This is a genomic window from Bifidobacterium rousetti, assembly GCF_008698235.1.
Classification (GTDB): domain Bacteria; phylum Actinomycetota; class Actinomycetes; order Actinomycetales; family Bifidobacteriaceae; genus Bifidobacterium; species Bifidobacterium rousetti.
Genome location: NZ_PEBH01000010.1, coordinates 23,013 through 39,273 on the forward strand (window position 1 = coordinate 23,013; position 16,261 = coordinate 39,273).

Consider the following 16,261-nt stretch of genomic DNA (forward strand, 5'->3'; position numbering starts at 1 on the left):
CGCCCATGCGTGGACCCCGCCTTGTCGTTGTTTTGGGTCGCGTCTATACTGACCCTTTAGTCGCGAGGCGGGGGGAGCGCGGTGTTGTGGTTGTAAGTCCCTCCGTGTCGGGAGAGATATAGAGCTCACACAGCTAAGGGAAGTGCAAACATGGCGCAAGGAACCGTAAAGTTTTTCAGTAACGGCAAGGGGTATGGCTTCATCACGCCGGAAGGCGGCGGCGATGACGTGTTCGTCCACTACTCGGTGATCCAGGGCGAGGGGTTCAAGACCTTGGACGAAGGAGACAAGGTCGAGTACGAGGCCGAGAAGGGCCCCAAGGGCATGCAGGCGACGAAGGTCACGAAGCTGTGATGATGTGATCTCGAGCGAGTGGTGCATCGCCCGGATATAAATGAAGAGTTCGTGAGGTTGAGGCTTCGGACACCTCAGGTCGCCCCGGTCAGTACGACGGGGCTTTTTTCATGCCTTTTTCGCCGTTCGGCGCATGCCGACGTGTGCCGGCGCACGTCCGGATTCATGCCCAAAGCGCAATCGCCGAACCGGATGTTGGCACTCGACGAGGCAGAGTGCTAATGTCTGGGTTAGCACTCGGAGGTCGAGAGTGATAACCCGCAGCTGACGGCGGGCGGTCATGCGAAACCGTACGGGTGGATAACCGGAACCGAATGAAGCCATTTGGAGGACACAAACCATGGCAAAGATCATCGCGTATGATGAGGAAGCCCGTCAGGGCATGCTGGAGGGCCTCGACAAGCTCGCCAACACCGTCAAGGTCACCCTTGGCCCGAAGGGCCGCAATGTCGTGCTCGACAAGACCTACGGCGCTCCGACCATCACCAACGATGGCGTCTCCATCGCCAAGGAGATCGATCTCGAGGATCCGTACGAGCGCATCGGCGCCGAGCTGGTCAAGGAAGTCGCCAAGAAGACCGACGACGTCGCCGGCGACGGCACCACCACCGCGACCGTGCTGGCCCAGTCCCTCGTGCACGAGGGCCTGAAGAACGTGGTCGCCGGTTCCAACCCGATCGCGCTGCGCCGCGGCATCGAGAAGGCCTCCGACGCCATCGTCAAGGAGCTCATCGCCGCCGCCAAGGACGTCGAGACCAAGGAGCAGATCGCCGCGACCGCCACCATCTCCGCCGCCGATCCCGAGGTCGGCGAGAAGATCGCCGAGGCCCTGGACAAGGTCGGCCAGGACGGCGTCGTGACCGTCGAGGACAACAACCGCTTCGGCCTTGACCTCGAGTTCACCGAGGGCATGCGCTTCGACAAGGGCTACATCGCCCCGTACTTCGTCACCAACGCCGACGACCAGACCGCCGTGCTCGAGGACCCGTACATCCTCCTGACCTCCGGCAAGGTCTCCAGCCAGCAGGACGTCGTGCACGTGGCCGAGCTGGTCATGAAGACCGGCAAGCCGCTGCTGATCATCGCCGAGGACGTCGACGGCGAGGCGCTGCCGACCCTGATCCTCAACAACATCCGCGGCACCTTCAAGTCCTGCGCCGTCAAGGCCCCGGGCTTCGGCGACCGCCGCAAGGCCATGCTGCAGGATATGGCCATCCTCACCGGCGCTCAGGTCGTCTCCGACGAGCTGGGCCTGAAGCTCGACTCCATCGACACCTCCGTGCTGGGCCACGCCAAGAAGGTCATCGTCTCCAAGGACGAGACGACGATCGTCCAGGGCGCCGGCTCCAAGGAGGACATCGACGCGCGCGTCTCCCAGATCCGCGCCGAGATCGAGAACACCGACTCCGACTACGATCGCGAGAAGCTGCAGGAGCGTCTCGCCAAGCTGGCCGGCGGCGTCGCCGTCATCAAGGTCGGCGCTGCCACCGAGGTCGAGGCCAAGGAGCGCAAGCACCGCATCGAGGACGCCGTGCGCAACGCGAAGGCCGCCATCGAGGAGGGCCTGCTGCCCGGCGGTGGTGTCGCCCTCGTTCAGGCCGCCGCCAAGGCCGAGAAGGACGAGTCCGTCACCTCGCTGACCGGCGAGGAGGCCACCGGTGCGGCCATCGTGTTCCGCGCCATCGAGGCTCCGATCAAGCAGATCGCCGAGAACTCCGGCGTGTCCGGCGACGTGGTGATCAACAAGGTTCGCTCCCTGCCGGAGGGTGAGGGCTTCAACGCCGCCACCAACACCTACGAGAACCTGCTGGCCGCCGGTGTCACCGACCCGGTGAAGGTCACCCGTTCCGCCCTGCAGAACGCCGCCTCCATCGCCGGCCTGTTCCTGACCACCGAGGCCGTCGTCGCCAACAAGCCGGAGCCGAAGACCGCCGCCCCGGCCGCCGGCGCCGACATGGGCTACTGATCGGCCGATCACGGACTAGCCGCATAGCGCGCATAGCGTAAGTGGTCCCGATCCCCGCATGGGGGTCGGGACCACTTGTCGTTTCGGGATGGGACGTGTTCCGTCGGCGACGGTTTCGCCCGGAAGGCGCTAAGGTGGGGTACATGATTTTCGTACGATTCGCGACGCCGGATGCATCCCGGCACGGTATCCGCAGGGCGTTCGCGGGTTTCGCGACGCTGCTGATGATGATCTGCCTGACGCTGGCGGTGGCGTTGGCGGCGGCATTGCCCGCGCCGTCGGCGTTCGCGGTGCAGACCGGCACGATGACCAATGAGATCACCGATCCGCAGAACCTGCTCGGCTCCAACGTCTCCACGGTGAGCGACAGGATCAAGCAGACCGAGGAGGAGACGGGCGTGCATGTGCACCTGCAGTACGTCGAAAGCTTCGGCGCCGACGACAAGCCGTCCCAATGGGCCAAGCAGGTGCTCGAGGCGACCAATCCCGAACCCAACACCGTGCTGCTCGCGGTGGCGTCGGGCGACGGGAACCTCGTCGTCGCGGTCTCGTCGAACTCCGACGAGTGGCTGCGCGACGAGAAGACGGTGGACGAGCTGAGCCGCGCCGCGACCGCGCCCCTCGCGAAGCAGGACGATCAGGACTGGTCCGGCGCCGCCATCGCCATGATGGACGAGATCAAGCAGCAGAAACAAACCTCCACCAACTCGCGCACCATCAGGATCGGCCTGATCGTGATGGGCTGCGTGCTCGTCCTGCTCGTCATCGTCATCGTGACGACGGTGACGCTGCGGCGCCGGAACAAGGCGAGGCGCGGTTCCGCGTCCAAGTCTAAGGCCAAGGGCAAGGCCGGCAAGACCGAGGCCGGCAAGACCGAGACGGGGAAGGCCGGTGATACACCGGCGACGTCGTCGGCGCAGCCTACGGGGCAGTCCTCGGAGCAGACCGCGGGGGAGACGACCATGACGGACCTGCTCAACGCCATCGAGCGGGAAGGCAGGTCCGGCGATGCCAAGCCGATGACCCGCCGCCAGCTGCGCGAAGCCCGCAAGTCAAAGAAGGGCTTCTTCAAGAAGTAAAGCCCCGCCTTCTGGCCCCCTCTGACGAGGGAGCTGTCAGCGAAGCTGACTGGGGGAGAGACAGACACCCGCAATCAACATACCCGCAAAGGCTAAAGAACACACAGATCCCTTTCAGGAAACCTCCAGACAAAGAGGCCAAGCTGGAAGCCATGAGCAAGCCTATTGAAGCAAACATCGTCGTGGTCGACGACGAACCGTCCATTCGTGAGCTGTTGGTCGCCTCGCTCCATTTCGCGGGCTTTGAGGTGAACACGGCGGCCTCCGGCTCCGAGGCGATCGAGGTCATCGAGAAGGTGCAGCCCGACCTCATCGTCCTCGACGTCATGTTGCCGGACATCGACGGCTTCACCGTCACCCGCCGCATCCGCCAGGAGGGCATCGACGCCCCGGTCCTCTTCCTCACCGCACGCGACGACACCCAGGACAAGGTCATGGGCCTGACCGTCGGCGGCGACGACTACGTCACCAAGCCGTTCAGCCTCGAGGAGGTCGTCGCCCGCATCCGCGCCATCCTGCGCCGCACCCGCGAGCAGGAGGAAGACGACCCGATCATCCGCGTGGCCGACCTCGAGATCAACGAGGATTCGCACGACGTGACCCGCGCCGGTCAGGCCATCGACCTGAGCCCCACCGAATACAAGCTGCTGCGCTACCTGATGGACAACGCCGGACGCGTGCTGTCCAAGGCGCAGATCCTCGACCATGTCTGGCAGTACGACTTGGGCGGCGACGCGGCCATCGTCGAAAGCTACATCTCCTACCTGCGCAAGAAGGTCGACGGCATCGAGGTCACCGACGAGAACGGCGAGAAGCACAAGGCCACGCCGCTGATCGAGACCAAGCGCGGCATCGGCTACATGATCCGCGAACCGAAGTCATGATCGTCCATCCGAAGAGCATGACACCGGGGCCGGCGGCGTCCGCCGGGCAGAGCGCCGCCGGCGGAACCGGTGCCAACCCGGGCGGTGCCAAGCCTGCCGGAGGACGCGGTGCCAAGCCCGCCGGCAAGGGCCCCATGCACCGTTTCGTCCGGTTCTTCCTCGACAGGATCGATCGCGTTTCGCTGAGCGCCAAACTCGTCGCCTGCACGCTGGTCATCCTCATCGTCGGCACCATCGGCATCTCCGCGACCATCAGGCAGCTCGTCAGCGGTTATCTGCTGGAGAAGACCGACACGCAGATCATGTCCCAGAAGGACATCGTCTTCCAGTACGTCCAGCAGAACCCCTCGCAGAAGAACAGCGGGCTCAACAGCTACTTCGTCGAAGTGCGCTACGCGAAGAACGGCAAGCTCACGGGCGTCACGAAGACCCCGTCGTACCCGGTGCTCGAAGGCAACGTCGTATCCGTGCCGCAGCTGCCGTCGAACGGCCAGCTGAACGACTCCATGCTCGGCAAGCCCTTCACCACCAGCGCGAAGGTCGTCACCATCCAGTCGATGACCCCGGATACGGGCGCCGATCCGAACGCCACGGACGGTTCATCCGGCGCATCGGGCGCGTCGGGCGACGGTTCGACGAGTCCGCAGGGGTCCGACGCCTCCGCGGGCGCGGGCGCGAGCTCCGGGGCGAACGGGACGGCCGACGGCAATGCGTCCGATCAGTCGACGCAGTCGGACGGCGCCGCCGGTTCGTCCGGCTCATCCCAGTCCACCACGTCGTCCACACCGAGCAAACGCACCCTGCAGGCCGCCGGTTCGCCGTGGCGCGTGGCCGCCTTCCAGTGGGAGGACCCCGCCTCGGGAGAATACCTGGGCGTCGTGTTCATCGGACTGTCCCTCGCGGACCAGATCGACATCATCAACACGCTCACGCGATACTGCGTCACCGTCGGCATCGCGATCGTCCTGCTCGGCGGGTCGTTGTCCGCGCTGATCATCCAGAACACGCTCAACCCGCTCAAGCGCATCGAGAAGACCGCAGCCAAGATCGCGGCCGGCGACCTGAGCCAGCGCGTGCCGTCCGCCCCGGAGAACACCGAGGTCGGGTCCCTGTCCGCGTCGCTGAACATGATGCTCGGGCGCATCGAACGCAGCTTCCACGAACAGGAACAGACCACGGCGAAGATGAAGCGGTTCGTCTCCGACGCCAGCCACGAATTGCGCACGCCGCTCGCCGCCATCCACGGCTACGCCGAGCTGTACACGATGCAGCGTGACATGCCCGGTGCGCTCGAACGCGCCGACGAGTCGATCGCGCACATCGAGCGCTCCAGCCAGCGCATGACCGTGCTCGTCGAGGACCTGCTCTCGCTGGCGCGCCTCGACGAGGGTCGCGGCATCGACATGACCCAGACCGTATCGCTCACCACGCTCGTGACCGACGCCGTCGACGACCTGCACGCGCTCGATCCGAACCGCGAGGTCACGCGCGGCACGGTCGTGTTCGAACCGTCCGCCGACATGATGCATCCCAGCGGCCTCGGCATCGAGGGGGAGCGGATGGCGCCTGTCGAGATCACCGGCGACGGGTCGCGTCTGCGTCAGGTCGTCACCAACATCGTGGGCAACATCCACCGCTACACGCCGGACGATTCGCCCGCGAGGGTGGGAATCGGCGTGGTGACCGCCTCGATCACGCCGGAACAGCTGTCGCGCATGCCATCCAATGACGATTCGATGCGGCGGTTCCTTGAGGCCGCCGAAGTCGGGCATTCGATGCACACCGGCACCAACTACGCGGTGCTGCGTTTCGAGGACCACGGTCCCGGCGTGCCAGCCGAATCGCGCGCCCAGATCTTCGAACGGTTCTACACGGCCGATCCGTCCCGCGCGCGGGAGAAGGGCGGCACCGGTCTGGGACTCGCCATCGCGCAGTCCGTCGTCAAGGCGCATCACGGCCTGATCTGCGCCACGGAGACGCCGGGAGGCGGACTCACCTTCACCATCATGCTGCCGTTGGGGCCCGCGACGTCGGATCTCGCGCCGGTCGCGGGCTCCACGGGCGCGGAGGCTGGTGCGGCGTCGAAGCAGGGCAGGAAGGAACGCAAGGACAAATCCGGCAGGACCTCCTGGTTCTCCCGCTGAGCCGAGTCGGGCTGAGTTGAGCTGAGTTGAGCTGAGCCGTTTCTGTGGTCCCTCGCCCGCGTGATATTCGCCACGGGCGAGGGAACCAAATCGTGTGACGGGGCGATGCGGTAGAATAAATCGGCTTAGCAATATCTGGAGTAGGAAAGCGAGAGTGTACGATGCCCACCGGTCGAGTTCGTTGGTTCGATGCCGCCAAGGGATATGGCTTCATCACCAGTGATGAAGGCGGGGACGTGTTCCTGCCCGCGGCCGCGCTGCCAGCCGGCACCACCACGTTGCGCAAGGGCGCAAAGGTAGAGTATTCCGTCGTCGAGGGGCGCAAGGGCCCGCAGGCCATGGACGTCACCCCCATCGCCTCGGCGCCGTCCCTGGTCAAGGCCACGCGCCCGAAGCCGGACGACATGGCCGCGATCTGCGAGGACCTCATCAAGATGCTCGATTCCGCCGGCAACACGCTGCGCCGTCACCGCTACCCCTCCACCGCGGAGAGCCACAAACTGGCCACGCTGCTGCGTGCCGTGGCGGATAATTTCGACGTACAGGACTGAACCACCATATGAGTGACACCAGCGAAACCAACATCACCGACGCGGGAGAGATGGCCGTGAACGAATCCGTGTCCCCTCGTGAGAGCGAACGCGAGCCGCAGGTCGATCCCCGCGACCTCGCCCGTTCCGTGGCCATCGAAGTGGCCGAGGAGCCGGAGCAGGTTGGCGATGTGGTCGACGCCATCGACCTCGGCGACGGCGTGACCGACTTCCGCATGACCGCGCACATCCGCGGATACGAGGGATGGCAGTGGTCCGTGACGCTGTACCACGACGAGGAGCTCGACCGGTGGACGGTCAACGAGTCCTCGCTCATCCCCACGTCCGACGCGCTGATGCCGCCGGCGTGGGTGCCGTGGAAGGACCGGCTGGAACCCACCGATCTCGCCCCCACCGATTCGATCGGCACCGACCCCGATGACCCCCGTCTCGAGGACGGTTTCCGCCGTACCGAGCCGAAGGGTGACGCCGCTGATTCCACTGATTCCGCCGCTGACGGCGAGGGCGCGGTTGAGAATGAGAACACGACCGATGATGCGTCCGACGTCGCCGCGGACTCCGCCGGCGAGAGCGGTGTCGATGATGGTGATGCCGACGCTGCCGCCGCCTCCGATGGCGAGGACGCGGTCAGGCCGGTCGATTCCGAGGAGGACATCGACGAGGCGGTCGAGGAGTTCGACCTGTCCCGTCGCCATGTGATGTCGCCGCTCGGCCGTGCGCAGACGGCGAAACGCTGGTACGAGGGGCCGCGTGGCCCCAAGGCCATGAGCACGAAGACCGCCGCCGGTAACTTGTGCTCGACCTGCGGGTTCTTCGTGCCGCTCAAGGGCGAACTGAACCTGCTGTTCGGCGTGTGCGCCAACAAGTGGAGCCCGGACGACGGCCGCGTGGTCTCGCTCGACCACGGCTGCGGCGAGCACTCCGAGATCGAGCCGCCGGAGCCCACCCATCTGTGGGTGCAGTCCAAGCCGGCCTTCGACGACCTGCACATCGACATCGTCGCTCAGCGCCCGCGCGAGGACCGCTCCCAGATCGAACTGCTCGAATCGCAGGACGATACCGCGGACGAGGTGGACGATACCGCTGACGATACGGATGACGCGGATGAGGCCGTTGAGACGGACATCGAGGAGAACACCGAGATCGACGCCGACTCCGAAGACGTCACCGACAACACCGTCCCCGACGACGACACCGTCCCCGAAGTGGAGGCCGTCATCGACCTGGCCGGCGAAACGGAAACGGACTCCGAGTCAGACCCGGACGACGAGGATGACACGGACGACATTGACGATGTCGATTCCGATGGTTCCGTGGACTCCGCAGATTCCGAGAACGAGGATGACTCCGGTGATGAGGATGATTCCGAATCCGCTGAGGGCGAACCTGCCGAGTCGGAGGGATCTGATCTGCCCGACGTCGATGACGACCCCGACGAAACCGTCACCGAACGGGCCGAATAACTGATAGAGACACCGAAGGGCTGTGTCGGTCATACCGACACAGCCCTTTTTCATAGATGGCAATAAACTCGCATGAGGAATGTGGTAGCTGAGCGAGATTTGCTGCCGTTCAGCGCGGGAATACGCATTATCTACGTTGAGTGGCAGAATCCGCTGCCGCTCAACAAAGATTTTCCTTTTTGCCGCGTTGAACGGCAGCACCACCCAGTCCATATGAAAACATCATGGCCAGAAACGGCCATTTTCCAACGATCTGACCGCAGCCATTCTTCGCGGTGCGATCGTATGCTGCCGTTCAACGCATAAAACCGCATTATCGACACTGACCGGCAGCAATTCGTGTTGGTCAGTGCCAGTCAGCGATGCAATTCCATTTCCTCACGCCGGGCGGCAGTCGGGTGGAACAGATGTGCCAGCGTCGAGGACACTGGCATGGTGAACAGAATGGACGCGACGCGCCATTCCAAGTCATCGAATCGTCAAATTCGTTGACCTCGCTGTTCGCGACGAGATAAGACTTTGCGTTTCTGCTAAGAGCAGCTGTCTCAGACGATCACTCGTTTGTCGGCGTCTGATCAGAGCCGAACCATTTCTCGTCGATGGCCTTAGATGTACCATCCTTGATGACTTCCTTCAACGCTTTGTTCACGTCGTCGCGCAGCTGGGTTTGGTCCTTGGAGAAGATGAGATAGCTGTAGCTGTCGGGAGAAAGTTCCTTCTGGGCGTCTTCGGACAGTTCGACTTGCTGCGCGTCGAATCCGACCTTCTTCTTCAGATAACCGAACGTGGGTTCGTCCAGCAGATAGGCGTCACCAGTGCCGTTTTCCACCTGTCGAATCGCGTCAGCGGTAGACAGCGGACTGTACACGAGATTCGACGCCTTATCAGGATGTTCTTTGTTGTATTTCGCCAATGCGAGTGACACGTTGCACCCTTCTGAACAGACCAGCACTTTCAATCCCGCCAAGTCAGCCAGTGAATTCAGCTTCGTGATTCCCGCGCGCTTGGAGAATACAGCGACGTAGCGGTTCGAATAGATCGGATCGCTGTACAGGTATTTCGCTTCACGCTCCTTGGTTTTACTCATGTTGTTGACGCCTATCTGATAACGTCCGGCGTCTAAGCCGGTGAGTAGCCCGGAGAAATCGGCAACATTCCACTTGAGTTTGTACTGTGGAAGATGCTTGAAGATTGCTTCGGTGAGCTCGATGTTCTGCCCGCTTACCTGTCCGCTTGCATCCTTGAACGTGAACGGCGCCGGCAAGCCGTAGGTTACGGCCTGAACGGTCCGGACTCCATTCTGCGTGTCTCCGGCATCATTGGACGATGAGCCGCTTCCGCAGGATGCCAAAGGCATGATCAAGGCCAAGCATGCAATAGCGGACAGAACCTTTCCGATTGTGCGATTGCTCATTTCGATGGACTTCCCTCTCTCGTATGTATTCCGCATTCGGGCATCCCCCTACCCAAAGCGTCAACGACAATGCTATGTCCCGATGATCATGCGACATGTCTACGTCGCATATCGGATATTAATAACCGGTTATCAAACCGGGGAAGAGCACCGGACATATGAGCCGGTATAGATTTTTCGTATGAATTCTATTGCATGCCCATATGTTGCCGTGTGATTATCTGGATGGGATGCAGACGATTGAGGAGGTGCGTCGATCGGCTGCCATTAATCTCGACGAACATCAGGGGGAACGACGATGGTGGGAATCACACTCGGCAGCCATAGGGTGGCTCAGGCATGCGGAGTACTGTTGAAAACCGACCGCACGGATAACGGCAACGCTACAAGCGATGGCTTGTTCGTCTGCCAACCGACGTATTTCGATCACAGATTCGGCTACGGAGAGGGAAATGTTCCGGTCATTCCGAACAGATACCGTCTGATAGGTGCACTCGAATGCGGTTGGAACCGGAGAGAACGAATCGCGATACGACTGCTCGGTCTGGACAAGGTCATCGCTGTAGAGAACCTTGAACCAGGGGATGCGTATGGATGGGCATTGACTCCGGACGGTTTGGGTTCCAAATTCGGTTACACAAGACTAAGTGAGTTTTATCGCGCGGGTGACCCCGGCTACACCGGTAAGGCGACATCACCTGCCGTGGTGGATGAGCTGACCGGCAAGGTCGTTTCGAATAACTACCACACGTTGCCGCTCGACTTCGAAACAGTTTGGAAGCCGTATTGGAAAGAGGACGCCCCGGACCTCTACCCCGAACCGTTACGCGCAGACATCGACCTGCTGAACCAGCAGATCTATGATGATATCAACAATGGCACGTATAAGGTCATCTTCGATGACTCGCTTGACGCTGCTCGCCGCGCCTATAAGGTGTTCGATGCCAGACTTGACGATTACGACTACCGTCTAAAAACACGGCGCTACCTGTTCGGCCCGAATCTGACTGACAGTGACATCCGCCTGTTCCAGACTTTATCCGCCTACGAATCGGTGTACCGTCCCGGCATTGCGCGGCGACTGGGCGATGATGCGCTGCATGTGTGGGATTACCCGAACCTGTGGGCGTACAGCCGGGATCTGTTCCAGACGCCGGGGTTCATCGATGACGAGGAGAAATACACGCTCGGCTTCATTCCTGACGACAACGGTGAATACTTCCTCTATTCGAAGCGCGATCTTGGTTTCGATTCACCGTTCGCGGGAGAGACCGAGGCGGGAACGCCGGAATACCTGCAACGTTGGCTTGAGCCAGTGGATCGGTCGGGATTGTCGGGGGACAGCCGGTACTCCGGCCCCGGCACTGCGGGGCTGGAGAAGCTCTGGAAATTCGCACGATAGGCTCGCGTGGGACGGATACATGTTCCTATTTGTCTAACCGATCCGGTTTGTTATCGGATTTGTTGTCAAAATGAAAAGGACCGTGAAATGTTGGAACTCCAGCAATTCACGGTCCTTTGCTCTCAAGTGCCCTCGGTGGGACTCGAACCCACACTGCGCAGATTTTGAGGCTGCTTCCTCTACCAATTGGGATACGAGGGCGATCCCGTGCAATTCGCGCCAAGCGGCTGAAAGCACTCGAGACAATGTACCACATTTTCGCGACCCGGGTCACATGACGGTGTCGCAACATGCTCGTGACATGCCTACAGCGTGCCTGCGGTCGCATCGAAACTCCCCGAACTACAATGGTTCCTAGGGTTTTCCTATGGGAAACGATCTAGGAGGGACCATGACCAACGAAACATACCGTCCATTCGACCCCTGGCGTCCTGCTCCGCTGAAGGAGGAATCCCGCAGGCAGGTGCTGACCAGCCATTACTTCAACATCGACGACGTGAAGTTCGAATCCGCGCAGGCGGGCAGCATCGAGCGCACCGTCGTCCATGTGAACAACGGCGACTCCGTGGCGGTCGTCGCCCTGACCGATGACGGCAGGATCCCGATGGTCGAGCAGTACCGCATCCCGATCCACCGCTGGACGCTGGAGATCCCCGGCGGCCATGCCAACACCCCGGACGAGCGTCCGCTCGACGTCGCCAAGCGCAAGCTGCGCGAGGAGGCCGGCTACGAGGCCAAGTCGTTCCGTCAGGTGATGCGCTACGTCAACACGCCGGGCTTCACCACCCAGTACACGTCCCTGTACTACGCGACTGGCCTCACCTCCGTGCCGGCGGACCGCACCCAGATCGGACCGGAGACACCGCGTTCTGAGGTCCGTCTCTACACCGTGGACGAGGCGTACCAGATGGTCGTCAACGGCACCGTCATCGACGCGAACTCCGTCATCGCGATTCTGCGCATGCATTCGGGCCTGTCCGAAGTCGAGGGTGACTGAGCGGTCGGCCGGAGAGCCGTCAGGGGGAGTCGTCAGCCGGCGACCCGTCGGATCGGGTCGCTGGCACGTCGTTCTACGGCCAATCGTGCTTATGCGCTAAAATCACGGAGAATACAGAATCAGATACAACGCACGTAGAGGAAAGGGACTGGCATGGTTGCTAGGAAGACCGCTGATCAGGCTCCGCAGATGGAACCGGTGCTCACCGAGGAGGAGCTCGAGGCCGTGGCTCGTGGCGATACCAACATCAGGGAGGCGGCGGCCCCCGAGCAGGACGAGAACCGCAAGCGCACCGTCGTCGTGGCGGAGGATGAATCCGTCAACCGCATGGATCTGGTCGGCATGCTCGAGGACAACGGCTACGAGGTCGTCGGCGAGGCCGCCAACGGCGAGGAGGCCGTCGAACTGACGCGTGCCAAGCGTCCGGATGTGGTGTGCATGGACGTCAAGATGCCGCGCATGGACGGCATCACCGCGGCCGGCATCATCTGCGACGAGAACATCGCCCCGGTCGTGATGCTCACCGCGTTCTCGCAGCCCGATCTCGTCAAGAAGTCCACCGGCGCCGGCGCGATGGCCTACGTCACCAAGCCGTACGAGGAGTCGAAGCTCATCCCGGCCCTCGAGGTCGCGATGGGCCGCTTCGCCGAGATCAACGATCTGCTCGACAACGTCGAGCGCAGCGAGAACAAGCTCAAGGAGACCCAGGAGGAGCTCGCCAAGGCTCAGGCCGACCTGCAGAAGGCCCAGGACACGCTCGAGGAGCGCAAGCTCGTCGACCGCGCCAAGGGCCTGCTCATGGACAAGGCCGACTTCTCCGAGCAGGGCGCGTTCCGTTGGATCCAGAAGACGTCGATGGACCAGCGCATCCCGAAGAAGCGTCTGGCCATGGCCATCATCGCGAAGTACGGCGACCCCAAGCCGGAACGCGACGAGCACTGAGATCCCGTGCGCGATCGCACGGATCCCAAGGAACCCGTAAGGAACCCACGTTAAGGAATCATGGCGGATACCGAATCCACTGAGACCATCGAAACGCGCGGAACGCTGCTGGTCGTTGACGGCCATTCGCTGGCGTTCCGCGCGTTCTTCGCTCTTCCGGTCGACAACTTCTCCACATCCTCCGGTCAGGCCACCAACGCGGTGTGGGGCTTCTCCTCGATGCTTTCGCAGGTCATCGAGTCGGAGCACCCCGATCGCCTCGCCGTCGCGTTCGACGTGAAGGGCGGCACCTTCCGCAACACGCTGCTGCCCCAGTACAAGGGCACGCGCGAGGCGGCCCCCGAGGAGCTGCTCACCCAGCTGCCGCTCATCCAGCGCCTGCTGGAGGCGCTCGGCGTCACCTACATCGAAAAGCCCGGTTATGAGGGCGACGACGTCATCGGCACGCTTGCCACGATGGGCGAGCGCGCCGGATACCGCACGCTCGTCCTGTCCGGAGACCGCGACGCGTTCCAGCTGATCGACGACCGCGTCACCGTGCTGTATCCGGGTCAGCATTTCAAGGATCTCAAGCACATGACGCCCGATGCGGTCGTCGCCAAGTACAAGGTGACGCCCGCCCAGTATCCGGATCTGGCCGCGCTGCGCGGCGAGACCGCGGACAACATCCCCGGCGTGCCGGGCGTGGGCGACGGGTTCGCCGCCAAGTGGATCAACCAGTACGGCTCCCTCGACGCCATCCGCGAGCACGCCGACGAGATCGGTGGCAAGAAGGGCGAGGCCCTGCGCGCCAACCTCGACCAGGTGATGCTCAACCGCAAGGTCAACGCGCTCGTGCGTGATCTCGACCTTGGCGTCACGGTTGACGATCTGACGTTCGGTTCGCCTGATTCCGCGGGCCTCGACCGGCTGTTCAAGGAACTCGAGTTCGGTCCGCGCACGAAAAGCAAGGTGCTCAGGACCTTCTCGAACGGTGACGCGAAGACGTCCGGTCCCTCCCGTCCGGCCGCGGGCGGGGCCGCTGCGGGCGATGGTGCCGACGTGTCGGGAGACGATGCGTTCGCGTCGTCGCTGCCGATGCCCACGATGGATCGCGCCGCGACGCCGACGGACGTGGAGGCGTGGGAGCGCGCGTATCTGACGTCGAATCCGGATGACGGGAAGGGGGATGCCCCGTCGGCCGCCCTCATCCTCCACGCCGAAGGCGACGCACGCCCCGGCAGGGCCTCGCTCGGGGCGCTCGCACTGGTCGCCGGCATGGACGCCGAAGGCAGGGGAGGCAAGGCCCTCGTCGTCGACGCCCCGCTTGCAGGAGGTGCAGGGGGTGCAGGAGATGCCGGTGAAGCCGGCGCCGCCGGGAAAGACGATGGCATGGCCGCCGCGCTGACGGCGCTGCTTTCCCGCCACGCCGGCATCCTCGCCGTGCATGGCTACAAGGAGCATCTGCATCTGCTCGCCTCCGTGGGAGTCACGATGCCGCGCCCCGCGTTCGACACCAAGCTCGCCGGCTACCTGATCCGCCCCGACTTCCACGCGGACACGCTGGAACAGGCCGCATCGCAGTTCCTCGACATGCAGTTCGAGGAGGAGAAGCGGCAGGCCACGCAGGGGCTGCTCGACTTCGGCGACGAGACGGCCACCGGCGATGGCGGCACCGGGGATGGTGCCGGGGACGGCACCGGCGAGGCCGACGAAGCCGCGGCCGAGCGTGATCGGCGCGATCGGACGATGCTGCGCCACGCCGTCATCGTCGCCGCCCTGACACGCGAGCTTGAGCCCAGAGTCAGAAAATACGAGCAGATGAAGCTTCTCGCCGACATCGAACTGCCGGTCTCCGAGGTGCTGTTCGGCATGGAGAACGAGGGCGCGAAGATCGACATGCGCCGTCTCGACGGCCTGCGCGACATGTTCGCCGCCGAGGCGAACCAGGCGCAGGAGATCGCCTGGGACAACGCCGGGTCCCGTGTCAACCTGCAAAGCCCCAAGCAGCTCGCCAAGGTGCTGTTCGAGGACATGGGCCTGAAGCCCACCAAGCGCACCAAGAGCGGCTCGTACACCACGAACGCCGACGCGTTGCAGACCCTGTACGTGCGCAACGTGGACAACGAGCGCGCCAGCGGCTTCCTCGGCGCCCTGCTGCGCCACCGTGAGACCAACAAGCTGCGTCAGATCGTCGCCACGCTCATCGACGCGGTCAACCCGGCCGACGGGCGCATCCACACGACGTTCGAGCAGACCGTCGCCGCCACCGGGCGCCTGAGCTCGGTCGACCCGAACCTGCAGAACATCCCCAACCGCAACGCCGCCGGACGCGAGATCCGTTCCGCGTTCGTGCCGGGGGAGGGGTTCGAGTCGCTGATGAGCTGCGACTACTCGCAGGTCGAGCTGCGCATCATGGCGCACCTGTCCGGCGACGAGGCGCTCATCGAGGCGTTCAGAAGCGGCGCCGACTTCCACCGCTACGTCGCCAGCCTCGTCTACCAGATCCCGGTCGACCAGATCAGCGCCGACCAGCGCAGCCATGTGAAGGCGATGAGCTACGGACTGGCGTACGGTCTGAGCACGTACGGCCTGTCGCAGCAGCTCAAGATCAGCCCGAGCGAGGCCGAAGGGCTCAAGGCCAAGTATTTCGCCACCTTCGGCAAGGTGCACGATTTCCTCGAATCGTGCGTTTCCGAGGCGCGCGAACGCGGCTACACCGAGACGATGTTCGGCCGTCGCCGCTACTTCCCGGCCCTGCGATCCACCAACCGCGTGGCTCGTGACGCCGCCGAACGCGCCGCGCTCAACGCCCCGATCCAGGGCACCGCGGCCGACATCATGAAGATCGCGATGATCCGCGCCGATGAGGCCCTGCGCTCCGCCGGACTCGCCAGCCGGATCATCCTGCAGATCCACGACGAACTCGTCGTCGAGATCGCGCCGGGGGAGGCCGACAAGGCCACCGAACTCGTGCGAGAGGCGATGGAGGGCGCGGTCAGCCTCGCCGTGCCGCTGGACGTGTCCACCGGCATCGGATCGGACTGGCAGCTCGCCGCGCACTGACATATCGCGCTGACACACTG

12 protein-coding genes and 1 tRNA gene are annotated in these 16,261 nt (G+C 63.4%); 11 read left to right on the forward strand and 2 right to left on the reverse strand.

Annotated features, from left to right (window positions below):
• Window positions 1-150: 150 nt before the first annotated feature.
• The 7 genes from CSQ85_RS10180 (at window position 151) to CSQ85_RS10210 (ending at window position 8,441) form a co-directional block, all read left to right on the forward strand.
• The gene (locus CSQ85_RS10180) at window positions 151-354 is read left to right on the forward strand and encodes a cold-shock protein (RefSeq protein ID WP_107041209.1); all 204 of its coding nucleotides are present in this window, start codon (window positions 151-153) and stop codon (window positions 352-354) included.
• Window positions 355-694: 340 nt separating this feature from the next.
• On the forward strand, window positions 695-2,320 hold the full coding sequence (gene groL, locus CSQ85_RS10185; protein ID WP_107041210.1) for a chaperonin GroEL: 1,626 nt from the start codon (window positions 695-697) through the stop codon (window positions 2,318-2,320).
• Window positions 2,321-2,463: 143 nt separating this feature from the next.
• Window positions 2,464-3,399, forward strand: a complete 936-nt coding sequence (locus tag CSQ85_RS10190; RefSeq protein ID WP_223846937.1) for a TPM domain-containing protein — start codon at window positions 2,464-2,466, stop codon at window positions 3,397-3,399.
• A gap of 152 nt (window positions 3,400-3,551) precedes the next feature.
• The gene (locus CSQ85_RS10195) at window positions 3,552-4,283 is read left to right on the forward strand and encodes a response regulator transcription factor (RefSeq protein WP_150383960.1); all 732 of its coding nucleotides are present in this window, start codon (window positions 3,552-3,554) and stop codon (window positions 4,281-4,283) included.
• Entirely contained in the window at window positions 4,280-6,427 is a 2,148-nt protein-coding gene (locus CSQ85_RS10200) for a sensor histidine kinase (RefSeq protein ID WP_449495017.1), read from the forward strand. The genes CSQ85_RS10195 and CSQ85_RS10200 overlap by 4 nt, the downstream gene beginning before the upstream one ends.
• Window positions 6,428-6,588: 161 nt before the next feature.
• Window positions 6,589-6,978, forward strand: a complete 390-nt coding sequence (locus CSQ85_RS10205; protein ID WP_150383961.1) for a cold-shock protein — start codon at window positions 6,589-6,591, stop codon at window positions 6,976-6,978.
• Window positions 6,979-7,028: 50 nt separating this feature from the next.
• Window positions 7,029-8,441: a DUF3027 domain-containing protein gene (locus CSQ85_RS10210; RefSeq protein ID WP_150384026.1), complete on the forward strand. Its 1,413-nt coding sequence runs from the start codon at window positions 7,029-7,031 to the stop codon at window positions 8,439-8,441.
• A 553-nt stretch (window positions 8,442-8,994) separates the two neighbouring features.
• Here CSQ85_RS10210 and CSQ85_RS10215 read toward each other — a convergent pair.
• Window positions 8,995-9,855 carry a transporter substrate-binding domain-containing protein gene (locus CSQ85_RS10215; protein WP_190973007.1) on the reverse strand — a complete coding sequence of 287 codons (861 nt, stop codon included), beginning with the start codon at window positions 9,853-9,855 and terminating at the stop codon, window positions 8,995-8,997.
• Window positions 9,856-10,153: 298 nt separating this feature from the next.
• Between CSQ85_RS10215 and CSQ85_RS10220 the strand changes: the two genes are divergently transcribed.
• A complete protein-coding gene (locus tag CSQ85_RS10220; RefSeq protein WP_150383963.1) occupies window positions 10,154-11,257 on the forward strand; it encodes a glutathione S-transferase family protein in 1,104 nt (367 codons plus the stop codon).
• 127 nt (window positions 11,258-11,384) lie between these two features.
• On the opposite strand, the gene CSQ85_RS10225 is transcribed toward CSQ85_RS10220, so the two are convergent.
• Window positions 11,385-11,458 (reverse strand) — tRNA-Leu (locus tag CSQ85_RS10225).
• A gap of 190 nt (window positions 11,459-11,648) precedes the next feature.
• Between CSQ85_RS10225 and CSQ85_RS10230 the strand changes: the two genes are divergently transcribed.
• From CSQ85_RS10230 to polA, 3 genes are all read left to right on the forward strand, one after another.
• Complete coding sequence (locus CSQ85_RS10230; RefSeq protein ID WP_150383964.1) at window positions 11,649-12,254, forward strand: NUDIX domain-containing protein; 606 nt, start codon at window positions 11,649-11,651, stop codon at window positions 12,252-12,254.
• A 153-nt stretch (window positions 12,255-12,407) separates the two neighbouring features.
• Entirely contained in the window at window positions 12,408-13,196 is a 789-nt protein-coding gene (locus tag CSQ85_RS10235; RefSeq protein ID WP_107041217.1) for an ANTAR domain-containing response regulator, read from the forward strand.
• 60 nt (window positions 13,197-13,256) lie between these two features.
• Window positions 13,257-16,241, forward strand: coding sequence for a DNA polymerase I (polA, locus tag CSQ85_RS10240; protein WP_150383965.1), 2,985 nt, complete (start codon window positions 13,257-13,259; stop codon window positions 16,239-16,241).
• The last annotated feature ends 20 nt before the right edge of the window (window positions 16,242-16,261 follow it).

Bases quoted from the DNA above. Each gene is read 5' to 3' on its own strand.
- polA (WP_150383965.1), top strand. From the start codon at position 13,257: ATGGCGGATACCGAATCCACTGAGACCATCGAAACGCGCGGAACGCTG.
- CSQ85_RS10205 (WP_150383961.1), top strand. From the start codon at position 6,589: ATGCCCACCGGTCGAGTTCGTTGGTTCGATGCCGCCAAGGGATATGGC.
- CSQ85_RS10190 (WP_223846937.1), top strand. From the start codon at position 2,464: ATGATTTTCGTACGATTCGCGACGCCGGATGCATCCCGGCACGGTATC.
- CSQ85_RS10210 (WP_150384026.1), top strand. From the start codon at position 7,029: ATGGCCGTGAACGAATCCGTGTCCCCTCGTGAGAGCGAACGCGAGCCG.
- CSQ85_RS10195 (WP_150383960.1), top strand. From the start codon at position 3,552: ATGAGCAAGCCTATTGAAGCAAACATCGTCGTGGTCGACGACGAACCG.
- CSQ85_RS10215 (WP_190973007.1), bottom strand. From the start codon at position 9,855: ATGAGCAATCGCACAATCGGAAAGGTTCTGTCCGCTATTGCATGCTTG.
- CSQ85_RS10230 (WP_150383964.1), top strand. From the start codon at position 11,649: ATGACCAACGAAACATACCGTCCATTCGACCCCTGGCGTCCTGCTCCG.
- CSQ85_RS10180 (WP_107041209.1), top strand. From the start codon at position 151: ATGGCGCAAGGAACCGTAAAGTTTTTCAGTAACGGCAAGGGGTATGGC.
- groL (WP_107041210.1), top strand. From the start codon at position 695: ATGGCAAAGATCATCGCGTATGATGAGGAAGCCCGTCAGGGCATGCTG.
- CSQ85_RS10235 (WP_107041217.1), top strand. From the start codon at position 12,408: ATGGTTGCTAGGAAGACCGCTGATCAGGCTCCGCAGATGGAACCGGTG.
- CSQ85_RS10220 (WP_150383963.1), top strand. From the start codon at position 10,154: ATGGTGGGAATCACACTCGGCAGCCATAGGGTGGCTCAGGCATGCGGA.
- CSQ85_RS10200 (WP_449495017.1), top strand. From the start codon at position 4,280: ATGATCGTCCATCCGAAGAGCATGACACCGGGGCCGGCGGCGTCCGCC.